The sequence below is a fragment of the Acinetobacter sp. V89_7 genome (genome assembly GCF_029967895.1).
Classification (GTDB): domain Bacteria; phylum Pseudomonadota; class Gammaproteobacteria; order Pseudomonadales; family Moraxellaceae; genus Acinetobacter; species Acinetobacter soli.
The window spans coordinates 38748-56195 of sequence record NZ_JASCAJ010000018.1 but is presented as its reverse complement, the minus strand read 5'-3'; the positions used below and the strand labels follow the sequence as shown (position 1 = coordinate 56195).

Annotated in this window: 16 protein-coding genes; 6 read left to right on the top strand and 10 right to left on the bottom strand. The window is 46.0% G+C overall.

Going from position 1 to position 17448, the window contains the following annotated elements; translation table 11 throughout:
* Positions 1-3: 3 nt before the first annotated feature.
* The 6 genes from panC to mazG form a co-directional block, all read right to left on the bottom strand.
* Positions 4-849, bottom strand: a complete 846-nt coding sequence (gene panC / locus QLG00_RS04010; protein WP_004940498.1) for a pantoate--beta-alanine ligase — start codon at positions 847-849, stop codon at positions 4-6.
* Between the two features lie 3 nt (positions 850-852).
* Positions 853-1662, bottom strand: a complete 810-nt coding sequence (panB, locus tag QLG00_RS04005) for a 3-methyl-2-oxobutanoate hydroxymethyltransferase (protein WP_004940501.1) — start codon at positions 1660-1662, stop codon at positions 853-855.
* 39 nt (positions 1663-1701) lie between these two features.
* Positions 1702-2187 (bottom strand): 2-amino-4-hydroxy-6-hydroxymethyldihydropteridine diphosphokinase, encoded by a 486-nt coding sequence (gene folK / locus QLG00_RS04000; RefSeq protein ID WP_208477378.1) that lies wholly within the window; start codon positions 2185-2187, stop codon positions 1702-1704.
* Complete coding sequence (pcnB, locus tag QLG00_RS03995; protein WP_004940506.1) at positions 2184-3650, bottom strand: polynucleotide adenylyltransferase PcnB; 1467 nt, start codon at positions 3648-3650, stop codon at positions 2184-2186. The genes folK and pcnB overlap by 4 nt, the downstream gene beginning before the upstream one ends.
* A 125-nt stretch (positions 3651-3775) precedes the next feature.
* Entirely contained in the window at positions 3776-4162 is a 387-nt protein-coding gene (locus QLG00_RS03990; protein WP_055415587.1) for a ComEA family DNA-binding protein, read from the bottom strand.
* Positions 4159-4932: a nucleoside triphosphate pyrophosphohydrolase gene (mazG, locus tag QLG00_RS03985; RefSeq protein ID WP_004945376.1), complete on the bottom strand. Its 774-nt coding sequence runs from the start codon at positions 4930-4932 to the stop codon at positions 4159-4161. The genes QLG00_RS03990 and mazG overlap by 4 nt, the downstream gene beginning before the upstream one ends.
* 121 nt (positions 4933-5053) lie before the next feature.
* On the opposite strand from mazG, the gene QLG00_RS03980 reads away from it, so the two are divergent.
* Entirely contained in the window at positions 5054-5830 is a 777-nt protein-coding gene (locus tag QLG00_RS03980; RefSeq protein WP_004945373.1) for an SDR family oxidoreductase, read from the top strand.
* A 54-nt stretch (positions 5831-5884) separates the two neighbouring features.
* On the opposite strand, the gene QLG00_RS03975 is transcribed toward QLG00_RS03980, so the two are convergent.
* Genes QLG00_RS03975 through cysM form a run of 4 tightly spaced genes read right to left on the bottom strand, consistent with a single transcriptional unit; the run spans position 5885 to position 11389 of the window.
* Complete coding sequence (locus QLG00_RS03975; protein WP_004940517.1) at positions 5885-8191, bottom strand: bifunctional (p)ppGpp synthetase/guanosine-3',5'-bis(diphosphate) 3'-pyrophosphohydrolase; 2307 nt, start codon at positions 8189-8191, stop codon at positions 5885-5887.
* Between the two features lie 31 nt (positions 8192-8222).
* The gene (gene rlmD / locus QLG00_RS03970; protein WP_282470541.1) at positions 8223-9614 is read right to left on the bottom strand and encodes a 23S rRNA (uracil(1939)-C(5))-methyltransferase RlmD; all 1392 of its coding nucleotides are present in this window, start codon (positions 9612-9614) and stop codon (positions 8223-8225) included.
* Positions 9611-10441, bottom strand: a complete 831-nt coding sequence (locus tag QLG00_RS03965; protein WP_004940527.1) for a 3'-5' exonuclease — start codon at positions 10439-10441, stop codon at positions 9611-9613. Before QLG00_RS03965 ends, rlmD begins: the two co-directional genes overlap by 4 nt.
* A gap of 24 nt (positions 10442-10465) precedes the next feature.
* On the bottom strand, positions 10466-11389 hold the full coding sequence (gene cysM, locus QLG00_RS03960) for a cysteine synthase CysM (protein ID WP_025096089.1): 924 nt from the start codon (positions 11387-11389) through the stop codon (positions 10466-10468).
* Between the two features lie 155 nt (positions 11390-11544).
* Here cysM and QLG00_RS03955 point away from each other — a divergent pair, with 155 nt between their 5' ends.
* The 5 genes from QLG00_RS03955 to rsfS all read left to right on the top strand — a co-directional run bounded on the left by QLG00_RS03955 (position 11545) and on the right by rsfS (position 17447).
* Positions 11545-14343: an ATP-binding protein gene (locus QLG00_RS03955; RefSeq protein WP_004940532.1), complete on the top strand. Its 2799-nt coding sequence runs from the start codon at positions 11545-11547 to the stop codon at positions 14341-14343.
* A gap of 92 nt (positions 14344-14435) precedes the next feature.
* On the top strand, positions 14436-15224 hold the full coding sequence (locus tag QLG00_RS03950) for a crotonase/enoyl-CoA hydratase family protein (protein WP_004940535.1): 789 nt from the start codon (positions 14436-14438) through the stop codon (positions 15222-15224).
* Positions 15225-15238: 14 nt separating this feature from the next.
* On the top strand, positions 15239-16114 hold the full coding sequence (locus QLG00_RS03945; protein ID WP_282470540.1) for an NAD(P)-dependent oxidoreductase: 876 nt from the start codon (positions 15239-15241) through the stop codon (positions 16112-16114).
* Positions 16115-16132: 18 nt separating this feature from the next.
* Positions 16133-16927 carry a TIM barrel protein gene (locus QLG00_RS03940; RefSeq protein WP_282470539.1) on the top strand — a complete coding sequence of 265 codons (795 nt, stop codon included), beginning with the start codon at positions 16133-16135 and terminating at the stop codon, positions 16925-16927.
* 118 nt (positions 16928-17045) lie between these two features.
* A complete protein-coding gene (rsfS, locus tag QLG00_RS03935; RefSeq protein WP_004940540.1) occupies positions 17046-17447 on the top strand; it encodes a ribosome silencing factor in 402 nt (133 codons plus the stop codon).
* Position 17448 lies beyond the last annotated feature (1 nt).

Below are 17448 nucleotides of genomic sequence, written 5' to 3'. Positions count from 1 at the left end.
AAATTATGCCTTAAACTTGACCTGCAAATTGTCGATAAGTCGCGTATTGCCCAGCTTGGCTGCAATAAACAGCACCAGATCTCGATCAAAATTTGAGACAGGCTGCAAATTTGGCTGTCGCGCTTCCACATAATCGACCTTAAAACCGGCATTGCTCAATGTCGCTTTGATGGTGGCCAATACCGACTCTAGCGTCTCACCTGCATGCAATTGTACTTCTGCATGTTTTAAGGCTTGATAGATGGTCGGTGCGGTTTGACGATCGGCCTCAGACAAATATCCGTTACGCGAGCTGAGCGCCAACCCATCTGCTGCACGTGCAATTGGCACGCCAATAATATCAATCGGCAGATTTAAGTCTTGAACCAATTGACGAATCACTGCGAGCTGTTGATAGTCTTTTTGACCAAAAAACGCCACATTGGGCTGCACAATATTAAACAGCTTGGTGACCACGACAGCCACACCATCAAAATGTCCAGGACGCGACTTACCACATAAATCATCAGTGATCTCGGCCACCGAAATATTGGTTAAACGTGGCTGCTTGCCATACATTTGCTCAACCGTAGGTGCAAACAAGATATCGCAGCCCACATCGGCCAGCAGATGACTGTCTTGCTCTAATGTCCGCGGATAGTTTTCAAAATCCTCACCTTCACCAAACTGGATCGGATTGACAAAAATACTGACCACCACAATGTCACACAGTTTTTTTGCTTCGCGAACAAGGTTCAAATGTCCTTGATGCAAATTCCCCATGGTTGGTACAAAACCAATAATCTTTCTTGAGCTACGTGCAGGATGAAGTGAAGCTGTTAATCCCTGAATCGTGGTTTCGGTTTTCATAAATTACAGCTCTACCTGAAAAGTATGTTCGGGTGCAGGGAAACTCTGGTCTTGAACTGCAGCGTGATAAGCTTTCATGGCATCCACAATTGCCGTCTCGCCGGATTGTTCTTTCATAAAATTACGGACAAAACGTGCCAGTTTGCCAAAGGTAAGTCCAAGCATATCTTGCACCACCAGCACCTGACCATCGGTCTGGTTGCCTGCACCAATGCCAATCACGGGCACTTCAGGAAAGAGCTGTGCAATTTCTTCGCCTAGCTGTGCTGGCACACATTCGAGCAATAAGATCGCAGCACCCGCATCAACCACAGCCTGACAGTCTGCAATCAGACGATCTGCGGCATCGCGTGTTTTCGCTTGCAGTTTATAGCCACCAAAAACATGGACCGATTGTGGTGTAAGGCCTAAGTGTACACATACAGGAATACCGTTTTGTGTCAAAACACGAACCGATTCACTCAGCCATGCTCCGCCTTCAATCTTGATCATTTGGGCGCCTGCCTGCATGACCTGTTTGGCACTTTTCAGGGCATCTTGTAAGGTGGCATAACTCATAAATGGCAAGTCTGTCATGATAAAGGCATGCTGATTACCACGACGAACTGCCGCAGTGTGATAGGCCATATCTTCGACCGTAACAGGTAGTGTCGAGTCATGCCCCTGGATGGCCATACCCAAAGAGTCACCAATCAAAATCGAATCGACTTGAGCGATTTCCATGGCTTTGGCCATGCTTGCATCGTAGCAAGTCAGGCACGAAAACTTACGCCCCTGCGATTTAAATTTTTTTAAGTCACTTAGACTAATCATTACGATGTCCTCTATCGACGTTTCCACATAGAAACGCGCTTATTCAGCCCAGTCACTCGCTGCCAAAACTGTCAGCGACGGCGCCTGTGCCAGCTTTAACTCATTTAAATGTTGACCTTTTACGACAAGGTTCTTATTCAGATCCAATAAGGGCACCACCACAAAATCGCGCTCCAAAAGCCCGACGTGTGGAACCGTAAGCCGCTCATGCTGAATCTCTTGATCAGCATACAACAGCAAATCCAGATCTAAGGTGCGCTCACCCCAGTGGCGCAAACGCACACGTCCTGCATCCTGTTCAAACTGCTGTAAATGATCGAGTAGTTCAAGCGGGTTAAGTGTTGTTTCAAGCTGTGCCACTGCATTTAAATAATGCGGTTGATCTTGCGGCCCCATGGGTGGGCTTTCATACAACCGTGAAACTCGAACCTGTCCAAGCTGTTTCAGCTGCTCTACAGCGCTGCGCAGAATCTCACGTGACTCACCCAGATTACTGCCCATCCCAATATACGTGGTGTAACTCATTGTGTCGGCCCGAAAACCACGTGCTGTAGATCACGCTGAACGCGCTTGCGCTTAAGAATAGGATGATCGGCAGATACCCCACTCTCAGTTGCACGCGACTGCGTAGCCCCCTGATGACGTGGCTCACGTGATTCAGGCTTGCTTTGTGCACGTCGGTCACGACGATTACGTGGTTCAGGCACATCAACCAATGGCTCGATGTCTAAACTTTCACGTGTATCGACTGGATCAAGCTGTTGCTTACGGCGCGATTTAGCACGCTGACGATTGTACTTCGCGATCATGGCTTCTTTGCCATCTGCATTAAGCAACTGGTACTGATCCCACCACTCGCCCATACCTTCGGTGGTTGAATCGCCTGATTTTTCGCGCAGTAGTAGAAAGTCAAAGCCTGCTCTAAAACGTGCATGCCCGGCTAAAGCTTCAATTTGCTGTGGTTTTGGATTGAGCAGTCGGGTTTGCATCTCCCACACTTCACGAATAAAGGTTTCGGCAAAACGTGGAATCACAGTACGGGTCGCTTGGCGTTTTAACACATCCAGACCAGCCTGCGCTCGCGCTTCGGCAGGCACTACACCTTTTTGCAAATAAAACTCACAGCGATCTGAAAATGAACGCCACAACAGTACAGCATAGAAAAACGCCGGATTAATGGTTTTTCCAATCTGGATACGCTGATCGGTATTACGCGCAGCACGCTCAATGAACGGGGTGATATCGGGTTTGACATCGGCAAACAATTGACGCCAGATATCAAACTCAATCAGCATCGGCAACACGCGTGCCAGATGCCCCATAGTAAAGAGCTTTTGTGATTCATCATAAAGTCGATGTGGTGATACATCGCGCAGCAATTGAGTCATCTCGACATCAAAAATTTTGAGAATCTCTGGGTCGATCGTAAAGTCGAGTTTTGCAGCAAAGCGCAATGTTCGGAGCATGCGCACCGGATCTTCTTCAAAACGCTGTGTAGGATCACCTAGCAGACGCAATGTTTTACTTTTGATATCGGCAACAGCATCACAAAAATCCAGCACAATCCCTTTACGTGGCTGATAGTACAGCGTATTGATAGAGAAATCGCGTCGGGCAAAGTCTTGCTCGATGGTTCCCCAGTTGTTATCACGTAAAATCATGCCCGAAGCACTGGTCACCGCTTTTTTGGGTGGTGCTCGAAAGGTCGCAACCTCAATCAGCTCACGCCCAGAATAGACATGTGCCAACTCAAAACGACGACCAATAATACGGCATCGACGCCCAAAAACCTCTTTGACCTGTGAAGGTGTTGCATTGGTTACAGCATCGAAATCCTTTGGATTAAGCCCGAGCATTAAATCTCGAACTCCCCCACCCACAATGTATGCTTCATAGCCTGCTTTGGTGAGACTATCGATCACATCTAAAATTGAAGCAGGTAACTGTGTGGTTGATAGCCCACATTTTGACGCGCGCAAAGTTTGCAAAAGACGCTGTCTCCTACGTCAGGACGTTAATAATAAGATGTTGCTAATCATATCTCTAACCTGAGTAAAGGGCAATTTGATTCTCTCACTGCTTTAACAGGTTCATCTAGATCGCTCAACACAGTTTAAATGGCCAAGCGATGACGATTTTTTTCAATGAATTTAGGCCCAATACCTTTCACTTTCTGTAAATCATCTACTGAGTTAAAGCGTCCGTATTGCTGGCGATACTCTACAATTGAGAGTGCCTTTTTCTCTCCTACCCCATGTAACTGCTGCAAGTCTTTGGCTGTCGCAGTATTGATATTCACTTTAGGGCCTGCGTTTGCCTGCAAGGAAGGTTTGGCTAAATAATAATTGGAGTGAGATGACTGTAGTCGTGCGTCGTGTGCCTGTTGCTGGCTTTTCCACGCTTGGTATTGCTGGTCAAACGCCTGAGCATACAAACTTGAACTGAATAGTAAACTGGTCAGTAGCGCGCACAAGGCGCTATAAAAAATTCGAATCATCATGTATGAACCGTTTTTAAATATTCTTTGGCCTGATCCCACAACTGATCCATCTCTTGGAGCGTCATGTCTTCAAGCACTTTATCTTGATGCTGTGCTTGCGCTTCTATATAAGCAAAGCGCTGTCTAAATTTGTGAATCGTGGCCAGCAATGCAGCTTCACTGGAGAGGCCTAGTTTACGTCCAACATTCACCAAAGAAAATAAACAATCACCAAATTCTTCAAAAATGTGATCGGGTGACTGCTCCTGCATGGCCTGCTCAAACTCATTCAGTTCTTCTTTGAGTTTTTCAAACGCATCTTGAGGCGTTTCAAAATCAAATCCAAGCTGAGCAGCCGTTTTTTGAATCGCCTGTGATTGATTGAGTGCAGGCCCTGGTTTGGTCTCATCTAGTCTGGATCGTGGTTTTCCTTGCTTTTCTTTGTGTTTGATCTGCTGCCATAAATGGCTCACCTCTTCAGGCGTAAGCGCATTGAATGATGCCGCATCAAACACATGCGGATGGCGACGAATCAGTTTTTCTGTCAGGGTTTGCACCACATCGTAAAAATCAAATGCACCTTGCTCTTGATACATCTGTGACTGAAACACCACCTGTAAAAGCAAATCTCCCAGTTCCTCACGAATCTCTTTGAGATCTCCACTCTGCACGGCAGCTTCAACTTCATATGCTTCTTCAATGGCATAGCGAGTGAGGCGCTGAGGGGTTTGCTCACGATCCCACGGACAATTTTCACGTAAGGTACGCATAATCTGTAGTAATTGATCCATGTTTCGTTCCTTTAAAAACTTGTAAGGCAGCGCCAGCAGGCACGAGATTGTCACCCTTGCCATGATGCCAAAACTCGGCGTAAGATCACAACCGATTCATCTTAAAATAATGAGTGCAATGATGAACAAAACTGTTTTTATTACAGGTGCAGGGCAAGGGATTGGCGCCGAAATTGCTCGAATTTTTTATCAACACGGCTATTATGTCGGATTGTTTGATGTGCAAGTTGAACAGGTCAAGGCTTTACAGCGTGAGCTTGGTGAGCGCGCGTTTGCAGGATATCTGGACGTTTGTGATTACTCAGCTTGGCAAGTTGCACTGGCAAATTTTGAAACTTGGGCTGGAGCACTGAATATTCTGGTCAACAATGCCGGTGTTTTGTATTCGGGGCCATTTGAAGACACCCCGATCGCCCATCATCAGCGTACACATCAAATCAATGTCGGGGGTGTGCTCAATGGGTGTCATGCTGCCTTGCCTTACCTTCAAAAAGCGCACCATGCACGTGTGATTAATCTCTCTTCCGCCTCGGCAATTTATGGGCAGGCTGATCTGGCATCGTATTCAGCCAGTAAGTTTGCCGTGCGTGGACTGACCGAAGCACTCGATGTCGAGTGGTCAAAATACAAAATACGCGTACTGGATGTCATGCCGCTTTTTGTTCAAACCGCCATGGTCGAGCAGATGAATGCAGCCAGTATTGAGCATATGGGGGTGCAATTGAGCGCTCAGGATGTTGCACGCGAGGTCTTTCGCTTGGCCCAAGCCACAGATCGCGGTTTATGCCCAACCCATACCCCAGTGGGTTTTAAGGCCAAGATCATGTTTCAGCTATCCAAGCTCAGTCCGCAGGTGCTGAATCGCTTGAGCAACCTCTGGCTCTCTCGACGCGACTAAATAAAATAGATATAAAAAAGGCCTGCCAATGCAGACCTTCTTTATGATTTTGAATTAGTTGCCTTGTATCAGACGACGTGCGCTAATGATACCCGGTTGCTGCTCCAAACGTGCCAACAAACGTGACAGTTGAGCCAGCCCTTTCACTTCAATCAACAGTTTCATATTGGCAATACCATCGGCTTCTGAAATGGTATTGACCTGACGGATATTGATTTGATCAGAAAAAATCACTTGCGTGAGGTCTTTGAGTAAACCACGACGATCATAAGCATCAATGACAATCTGTACGCTTTGACCTCGTGTTGGCTGCATTTCCCAATCGGCCTCAACGGCACGCTCAGGCTCCAGTTTAATCATACGCTGATAATCTGGACAGCCAATCTTGTGAATACTCACACCGCGATTTAAAGTGATATATCCACCAATCGATTCACCATGTACGGGCTGGCAGCACTGGGCAATATGCAGCTCGACGTTATCCAGACCATCGATCAAGATACCATGCGCCGATAAGGTATGGCTGGCACGCGGATTCAAGGTCGGTTTGAGCACCAGCTCAGGCTCGTCTTGATCCAGATGCATCTGACGATTAATCTGATTGATCAGTGCATGTAGGCTGATATCACCACTGACCAAGGCAATCATAATGTCATCGCCGGACTTCACATTAAAGTGCGACGAGTAATCATTCAGATCGATACTTTTAGGATGAATGGCCAGACGAGACAGTTCCTTGTTCAGGATGTCCTTGCCAATCTCCAAGTTTTTACTGCGATCTTGCTGACGGAACCAGTGGCGTAATTTGTCTCTGGCACGTGAGGTACGAATATAACCTAAAGAATTCACCAACCAGTCACGGTTCGGCTCACGGTCTTTTTTGGTCAAAATCTCGACCTGTTCACCGGTTTTCAGGGTATAAGTCAGCGGAACATAACGCTGATTGACACGCGCAGCGTAGCATTTATTCCCGACTTCGGTATGTACATGGTAGGCAAAATCGAGAACAGTCGAACCGCGTGGCAACTCCCTGATATCGCCATCACGACTAAACACATAAATTTTTTCAAAATCTTCAAAATTCTGGATTTCTTCAAAATTTTCGGTGTCATCATCGTTTTTATGCACCGTCGAATCGTTACGTTCTTGATAATGCTCGAGCACCGAACGTAATGAATGTAAACGATGATTAAACGAGTGATCGGTATTTTTCGCGCCTTCTTTATAGTTAAAGTGCGAGCACACGCCGAGTTCGGCTTCTTGGTGCATTTCATGGGTTCGAATTTGCACTTCCAGCGATTTGTTTTCTGCAATCACTGCCGTGTGCAAAGAGCGATAACCATTGGCTTTCGGATTGGTAATATAGTCATCAAACTGGTGCGGGATATGCCGCCAAATTTGATGCACAATGCCGAGCGAGTGATAGCACTCAGGCACATTTTTGACCAATACACGAAGTGCGCGAATATCATAAAGCTGATCAAAACTGAGGTTCTTGCTCTTCATTTTTCGATAAATCGAATAAATGTGTTTGACCCGACCCGTGATTTCGGCCTCAATGCCGTATTCACCCAATTCACCTTTGAGCTTCGAGATCACAAACTGAATATACTGTTCGCGCTCGAGGCGTTTTTCGTTTAATAATGAAGCAATTTCTTTATAACGCTCTGGAGCCAAGTAGCGAAAGGCCAGATCTTCGAGCTCCCATTTTAACTGGGCAATCCCTAAACGATGGGCCAAAGGTGCGTAAATGGTGAGAATCTCACGAGCAACACGCTCTTGACGCTCACGTGAAGATTTAGCCAGTTCACGTAAGGCAAAGGTTCGTTCTGCCAGCTTAATCAGTACCACACGAATATCTTCTGTCACGGCGATCAGCATTTTATATATGCCAGACAGATGCTCACGTTGATTATTATTAAAATGATCTTCCAGACGTTTGTTCTTTTCAATCATTTCAGAAAGCTTACCCATGGCCAAAGTGCCTTTGACCAAGCTATGGACATGCTCTCCGAATTTTTCTTGAACAATATTAAGCGGAATCACGCCCTCACGAACACTTCGATACAGTACAGCAGCGGATAAGGTGTCTTCATCGACATGCAAATGCGCCAAAATATCGGCCATTCCAATACCCGTAGTAAAGGTATTAGATGGATGATTGACAGTGCTTTCAAGCTCACTCTTTAAGGTGAGTTGAGCGACTTTTTCAAGTTGTTTTAGCTCAGCCCCGTCTAAAATATCCCCCACTCGCTTCACCCAAGCGGCCAAGTCGAGCTGGGTTTTTTCGGCATGTTCTACAGTCGTTTCCTCAGCTAACTCTGAAAGTCGCTCAGGCAACTGCTCACGTACTGTGACCATACCAATCTCCTATGGTGTTATAACTCATTTTTTAATCGTTTATCTCTTGAATTTTCTCAAATAAAGCAATCGACTCAACATGTTCTGTATGTGTAAACATGTCCATGACGCCTACTTTCTTCAACTGGTAACCTTTTTGTACCAGCACACCTGCATCCCTTGCCAGTGTTGCTGGATTACATGATACATAAACGATTCTTTTGGCCTCAAAGTTCGAAATATACTGCATAATTTCCAGTGCACCCGAACGAGGAGGATCAATCAATAATGCATCAAATCCTTGATTCGCCCAAGAATGATGCGAGAAGTCTTTTGTTAAATCTTGTGAAAAAAATTCAACCTGTTGTATCGCATTGAGTGCCGCATTTTCGTGGGCACGCTGAACCATTTTGTCACTGCCTTCTACGCCAACCACATGCCCGGTCTGCCCAACACATTGCGCCATAGGCAAAGAAAAATTGCCTAAACCACAAAATAAATCCAGCACCCGTTCACCTTTTTTCAGATCTAGCAAGTTACATGCCAAGGCAATCATTTGACGATTCACCCCAGCATTCACCTGAGTAAAATCAGACGGCGCGAAGTTAAAATTCAGATTGAATTCGGGTAAGGCATAACTCAAACGCATCGTTGCTTGAGGCTCGTCCAAGCGCTTAAGCTGTTCACTGCGACCCGCATGAACATAAAGTTGCCAATTTTTTTGCTGGCAAAATGCAAGCAATGCCTGACGATCTGTTTTGCCAAGTGCACCTAAGTGACGTACCACCAGTGCAATATCCTGATCACCCATGGCCAGTTCCAGATGTCCAATTTCAGCTTTGGCCGACAAAGATTGGATCAACTGATTCAGCTCTGGCAAAGCTGAAGATAAGGCTTGATCGAGCACTGGGCACTGCTGAATCGGGGTTAAACGATTACTGGCATGCTCACGAAACCCCATCACCAACTGATCTTTGGCGGCGATGTAGCGTACGCCTATCCGAGCACGACGGCGGTAGTCGTCACGATCTGAACGAATGGGCGCAAGCCATTCTTGCACATCGAGTCCTGCAAAGTGCTGTAAATGCGACTTTAAAACATCTTGTTTGATCTTGATCTGCTCTGAAGCGGCAATATGCTGCATGCTGCAACCACCGCATACGCCATAATGAGGACAAATTGGATCGACGCGAAGCGATGATTTACCCTCTAAGATTTCCAGCACTTCACCTTCTTCAAAGCGCTTGGTGGCGTGGGTAATTTTAGCCAAAACGGTTTCGCCCGGAAGTGCATAACGGATAAATGCTTTCTTACCGTGCTTGTCTAGCGGGTGGTCATTAGACTGACCGAAATGTGCAATCCCTCGTCCTTCATGTGAAAATGATTCAATCTGAAACGTATAGCGCGTGACAGATGGAGAACGAGATGGCGCTTGCTTTTTCAAAAGAGACCTTCTTCCTGCTGTTCAGGAAAATCATGTGAAGTAAAGGTGGTATGTGCCGCAGTGCGTTGCCAAACCGCTAAAAAGTCAGCCTGTTGGGGCTGCTGCTGCAAATATCCAATTGTAGCCTGAATCCAGCCTTGATGTTCTTCACGCTGCAACTGCCCTTTAAGCAATAACCAGCGCAAATAAATCAGCCATGTATTGAGCACATCACCTTCGCAATAACTGCTCAGCTTCAGCCACTCGGCCTGCTGAACATAAGCAGGCACATGATAGCCATTTTCACCACGCTTGCCGGGTAAGCCCAGCACGCAGGCGACATCATCAAGTTTCTGAAAATTACGACCATTAAACATGGCCATCACATCCATTAAATCCACATGACGATGGTGATAACGGTTCTGATAGTTATTATAGCGCTTTTGTTGGTCTAACTCACCCTGATCAAACAAACTGGGTGCAGAAAGTCCATGATACATGGCGCGAAACAAAATTACCGGCAAGTCAAATTGTGAACCATTCCAGCTCACCAAGGTCGGATGGCGCTTGTCAAAAATAGAGAGAAACTTGGCCAGTAGCTCGGCTTCACTCCAATGTTCTTGACTAAACGAAAACAAGCGTAAGCCTTGTTCATCGATCCATAGACCAGAAATACACACAATTTCATGTAGTGCTAGACGCTGAAAATCTGTTCCAGATTCTTGACGACGCAATTTAGTTAAGGCCTGCTCTAGATCATCTTGTGGTAAATCCAGATGATACAAATGCGCTCCGGCCTTTAAATCGGTCAAGGTTTCAATGTCGAAAACCAACGTGGGAAAACGCATTTTATTCTCACAAATCGAGTAAAATTAGTCTTTCACCGAAAATAGTCCGGTCGACAGATAACGATCACCACGGTCGCAAATAATGCACACAATCACGGCATCTGGCTGCTCTTGAGCAATTTTAAGCGATGCCCAAACCGCGCCACCCGAAGATGTGCCCGCCGAAATTCCTTCTTCACGCGCTAAACGGCGCATGGTTTTTTCTGCTTCGATTTGTGGAATATCAATAATACGATCGACACGTGACGGTTCAAAAATCGTCGGTAAATATTCTTGTGGCCAGCGACGAATACCCGCAATACTTGAGCCTTCAGATGGCTGTAAACCCACAATCTGAATCTCAGGATTTTGTTCTTTTAGATATTTCGACACGCCCATAATGGTGCCTGTGGTTCCCATAGAGCTGACAAAATGCGTGATTTTGCCCCCCGTTTGCGACCAGATTTCTGGGCCGGTGGTCAGATAATGTGCCTGAACATTGTCTGGATTTCCAAACTGGTTCAAGACCACACCCTTGCCCTCTGCCTGCAAACGAAGCGCCATATCTCGGGCGCCTTCCATGCCCTGTTGCTGGGTCACTTCAATCAGCTCAGCGCCATAAGCCAGCATTGCATCTTTGCGCTCTTGGCTCATATTGTTGGGCATGATCAGCTTCATTTTATAGCCACGCATAGCGGCGACCATCGCCAGAGCGATGCCTGTATTGCCACTGGTGGCTTCAATTAAGGTATCGCCCGGTTTGATGTCACCGCGTTTTTCAGCTTGCATAATCATGTTATATGCAGGGCGGTCTTTTACCGAACCAGCCGGGTTATTCCCTTCTAGTTTTGCCAGAATGGTCGCTTGTGTCTGTGCGCCAACACGCTGTAAACGCACCAACGGCGTCTTTCCAACATAATGGTCTAACAAAAACTCATCGGCTAAAAAATCAGGTTCTGCTGTGTTCATGCTTAACACCCAAATCAAGGTGACGCCTATTGTATGAAAAAAACACCTCGGCTGCACTCCTTTCACTCAGCTTTTTCTTGGGGATGATTAAAGCACCATCAGTTTGACCCAAAGCATGCTAATATGCCGCTCATCGGGATAGATCTGATTGGGCTATGTCAAATTTTAATAAAAAGTTATCCAAACGCTTACAGTTAAACCATGCCTATGGTCAATTAATCGCGTTGATTTTTGTTCCAATTTTAGTGTTGGCCGCGGTGGGAACCGTATTGGTCCTCAATGAAACTGGTGCAGCCGCCCAATCTCAGCAGCGTCATACTGCCGCTGCCTTATTAACACGCTATGAACATACCGCCAGCAATTTACTCAGACTGGTAGAATTACGTCCCGACCAGTACGATCAGGCACTTCGGATCATGCAAAGCATGTACAACGAACGCTACCTGAAACGTGCCGCGATTATCGATCAAAAAGGCCAAGTCTCGTTAAGCATCGGCTATCGCGATACGCGCTTTTGGCCCAAAATTCCAGATATGATCTTTTTTGGCCCCATCAGCCATAACCACAACAATATTTACGGCCAGCGCATTCAATCCAGCAATAATCGACCGATGTGGCTGGTGGTGGAAATGGACAATCAACCGCTACAGATTGCCCATTATCGGGTTTTCACCGTATTGATTGTCACGGCCTTGATCACCTTATTATTATTGCTGCTGTGTTTGAACTTTTACTCACGGCGCTGGATTGCGCCGATGTACGAGATTCGGATGCAATTGCAACGCCTCAATGCCGATACGCTCGATCAGCATATGGTAATTAACAGTACTGGCGAGCTGCGCTTGCTACAGCGTGATATTGCCAATGTGGTCAAACGCTTACACTTTAGTTTCTTAGAGCTAAAAGAACATACCGAGCAAACCGAAGACGATTTGCGTCGCACACTCGATACACTTGAAGTGCAAAATATTACCTATCGCCAAGCGCGTGATCAGGCCATTTCAGCCAATCAGGCCAAATCGGTTTTTCTGGCCAATATCAGCCATGAGTTGCGTACTCCACTCAATAGTATCGATGGTTTTATCCATTTATTACTGCGTCAGCAAAGCTTAAGTAATGAGCAACGTTTATACTTGCAAACCATTCGTAAATCATCGGCACATTTACTGGCGCTGATTAACGATGTACTCGACTTCTCAAAAATCGATGCCGGTAAGCTTGAACTTGAAACGGCGGCATTTAATTTAGAAGAAGCTATTTTTGATGTGATGGATATGCTCTCGCCGCTGGCGGCACAAAAGCATATCGATATGGCCTTTTATTATGGCGATAACATTCCTGAAATCGTGAATGGAGATGCGCTACGCGTCAAACAGATTTTAACCAATCTGATTTCCAATGCGATCAAATTTACCCCAGATGGTGAAATTATCGTTCGGGTTCGAATGGAACACGATGATATTGGTCAGTGCCTGCTACATTTTAGTGTGCAGGACAGTGGCATTGGTTTAAGTGGTACCGACCGCAAGAAACTGTTTGAGTCGTTCTCACAAGGCGATGCATCGGTAACACGTCAGTTTGGCGGTACAGGACTTGGACTTGCCATTTCCAAACAGCTGGTGCAACTCATGCACGGTCATATTGGTTTTGAAGACAACCAAGAACGTGCACCAACCGAAAAAGGCTCAACATTCTGGTTTACTGCACAATTTAAAACCGAAGACGATATTATTCCAGAGTACCCGCAATTTCCTCAACTGCATGTGGTGTCGTATCTTGCCCATCCAGCCACAGCTAATATTTTGCGGCATTATCTCGAAAACTATCGCGTCAATCACACCGAAATCACTTCGATTTTGGAACTCTTTAGCCGTCTGAATCATTTGAGCTCAAAAGAAAATACTTGGCTGATTGTCGATCATAGTGGCGATACCCAAGCGCTGCTCAAAGAGATTCGCCAGCGCTATACCGGTAATTTAGCGGTGTATGGCTACCAGATGGCACTTGAGCCAAATATGCTCAATGACTATCGTGCACGACCGTTATATCAGCCGCTGAGTCGAAGCGCACTGGTTCAGCTTCTGAGTAACCAGCCGATTTTTGAGCATCAACCCGAACAGTTTAATGGCCGGGGCCTGCATGTATTGGCGGTCGATGATCATCTACCTAACCTGATTGTGCTTGAGGCGTTGTTGAGCGAGCTGAATGTCACCACCACCAAAGCACTTAGCGGTCAGGAAGCTTTAAATATTATCGAACAACGCATCGAACAAAAAGAAAAGCCGTTTGATTTGGTATTCATGGATATTCAAATGCCAGTTATGTCGGGCATCGATACCACGCGTGCCATCCGCTCACTTGAATCGACACTAGATAACAACATGCGCCTACCGATTATTGCATTGACCGCGCATGCACTGGCTGATGAAAAGCAAAAGCTGTTAAAAGTCGGCATGGATGACTACGTGACCAAACCGATTCAGATGGAACAGATCATTCACATTTTGAATCAGTGGAGCAAAGCCGATTTTGATAGCCCAGCAGCAAATGAGCATCAAATTTTGATCGATGCACTCGACCCGTCTATTTTAGACTGGCAGCAAAGTTTACAGCTTGCAGCCAATAAAGAAGATTTGGCCTTCGATCTCCTTAAAATGCTGGTCGATAGTTTTGATACTGAATTGAACGAAATGGAGCAACTCATCGAGCTGGAGGATTTTCCACAGCTTGAACATGTTTTGCATCGTTTATATGGTGCAACGCGCTATGTGGGAACCCCGAAACTGCAACAGGTAGCCGGCGAATTTGAACAGTTTGTCTCGACTTTGCGTAAAGAACGCCGCAAGGCAGATGCTGCGTTTATTCAGGAAACTCAGATACGGTTTGAAGCACTCAACTTAAGTATTCGTGAAGTTGAGGGTGCGGCCAAGCATATATTGTCTGAGCGTGATTAGCTCAAGCCCTGTGACTGATGTGTTCGTGTTAATTTTGAAGCACATGCTATGCTGAGCTGAATAACAATTTAAATGAACACGAGTGCTCAAACATGGAACTGATCAAACTCAGCATACAAAATGGTATTGCAGAGGTGCGCTTAAACCGACCAGAAAAACGTAATGCCATGAGCTTTGCTTTGCTACGTGAGCTGATTGTGACGGCCAAAACCATAGAAAAAGATCGTCATATTCGCTGTGTAATTTTAAAAGGTGAAGCGCAGGTTTTTAGTGCAGGGATTGATTTAAGTGATTTAAATAACCCTAAAAATCGAGCCTATGCCGCGTGGGAGCTGATCAAACCGGGCGAAAGTCTGTTTCAAAAAGCTTTTTTAATTTGGCAACGCTTGCCTATTCCAGTGATTGCGGTACTCGAAGGTTATTGCTTTGGTGCTGGTATGCAACTGGCTCTGGCTGCCGATATTCGCATTGCGCATCCAGATACCCAGCTTTCGATCATGGAAAGCCGTTGGGGACTGGTTCCCGACATGGGGCTTACACGCTCACTAAAAGGACTGGTCGGGCCAGATCTGGCCAAAGAACTCACTTTAAGCGCACGTATTTTCGATGCTCAATATGCAAAAACCGTCGGATTGGTTACTCATCTTGCAGAGGAGCCACATCAAGCTGCAGAGCATTTAGCTGTTGAATTTCTACAGCGCTCTCCAGATGCCGTGGCCGCAGCCAAGTCAGTTTTAAATGCCATGGAACATGCACCTCATCGTGCATTACGGCTAGAGAAACTTTGGCAATTAAAGTTATTATTGGGTAAGAACAGCCGCCTTGCTCGGCAAAAAGACAAACACCCAGAGGTGGAATTTCTGCCTCGACAATATAAATAAACAAGGACTGATGTATGCGCTTTGATCTTCACACGCCCGTTGCATTTATAGGTATGGGACTTATGGGTAGCCGAATGGCGACCCGACTGATTCAGGCCGGCTTTCAAGTCGCGGTATGGAATCGAACTCAAAGTGCATGCGATGTATTGCTGGATATGGGCGCTGAATTGCTTAAATTTGAAGATCTGGGCAATTACCCCCTCATTTTAACCTGTGTTGCGGACGATGCCGCCATGCATGATGTCTTTGCTCAAATGCAGCCGTATTTGAAAGCCGAGCAAGTAATTGTCGATTTTTCAAGCTTGTCGGTTGAGGCGACTCACCAACTGGCCAAACAGGCCGCACAGCATAAAGTGATCTGGATTGACTCACCTGTTTCGGGCGGGACAGCCGGCGCTGAACAAGGCACCTTGGTGATCTTTGCCGGTGGTGATCCTGCTGTGATTCAAGACTTGAATCTACTCTATAACATCTTGTCACAACGTGTGACCCGTATGGGAGATGTCGGAACTGGGCAAGCAACCAAAATTTGCAATCAACTCATTGTCGCGGCCAACAGCGCTCTGATTGCTGAGGCTGTAGCACTGGCTGGTCGAGCCGGTGTAGATACCACTTTGCTGGCACCCGCGCTGGCGAACGGATTTGCAGACTCCAAGCCATTTCAGATTTTGACACCGCGCATGGCCAAGCAGGTTTTTGAGCCGGTGCAATGGAAAGTCCAAACCCTTGCCAAAGACTTAAACAATGCGGTGCTGCTGGCACAGCGCTGTAACCTGCATATTCCAGTTGCGATACAAGCCTTGAGCCAGTTACAAGCGCACCAAGAAAATGGCTATGCACAGCAAGATTTAGCTACTATGATCAAACATGTAGATGATGTAAATCACTAACAGAAAAGGATATTCATGATGAGTCAGTTGGCTGTTAATTTATCCATGATCTTTACGGAAGTACCTTTAATTGAACGCTTTGCGCTGGCGCGCCAACATGGCTTTCAGCACATCGAAATTCAGTTTCCGTATGAGCTGTCTATTGAGCAAATTCAGACACAGTTGCATGATCACCAACTCGATTTATGTCTGATCAATGTACCTGCTGGCGATTTAATGCAAGGTGGAAATGGTCTGGCGGGTGTACCCGGCCAAGAGCAGGCTTTTGCGCAGGCTTTGCAGTTAGCGATTGATTATGCCACCGCATTAGATGTGCCACGGGTGAATATTTTGGCGGGCAAGCAGCCATACGACTACGATCTATTGCCTTGCCTGAATACTTTGGCAAGCAATCTTAAACTTGCCTGCAACCTGTTAAGCACACATCATATTCAACCCTTGATTGAAATGATCAATGGTACCGATATGCCACGCTTCTTAATTCAAAACACGGCACAGGCTCAAGAGATGCTTGAAGCGGTTCATCACCCTGCACTCAAGCTACAATACGATTGTTATCATATCGCCATGATGGGCGAAGATGTATTAGAAGAACTCAAAGAAAACATTCACGACATCGGACATATTCAGTTTGCTGATTGTCCCGGTCGCCACCAACCCGACACAGGCCAGCTCAATTTTGAGCAGATATTTGCTTGGCTACAAAGTAGTCATTATTCGGGTTTTATTGGCGCAGAATATCGGCCACGCGCATCATCGAGCGACTCTTTTGACTGGAAATCAAAATATTTCTCTGATGATGTAAACACTTAGTTTGAATTGACAGTTTTTTAAACATTTTTTTTCAAACTCAACCGACAGGAAAAATTGAAATTCGGGCGTAAAGACGCTATATTAAACAATGAGTAATTGTCAGGAAACTATACCCTTTATGAATTTAGAACCATCGCCCAGCGCTTCTAATTCTCACGATCTCGCCATGAATTCTACGTCGCAGAATGTACAAGGCTGCCTAAAAGTCGTACATGATGCGCTCACCGATGTAAAAGCAAAAGATATTTTAGAAATTGACGTTCGTAACATCAGCAATGTTGCAGACGCCATTGTGATTGCCAGTGGTACTTCTACCCGTCATGTTAAAGCCCTTGCAGACAACGTTGCAGACGAAGCACGTAAAGCAGGCTATCGCCCGATCGGAATCGAAGGCGAACGCGACGCCGAGTGGATCTTAATCGATCTAGGTTATGTCGTGGTACATGTGATGTTGCCAACTGCTCGTAAATTTTACGACCTTGAAAGCTTGTGGCGCAATGCACCAGAAGCAATAGCTTAAA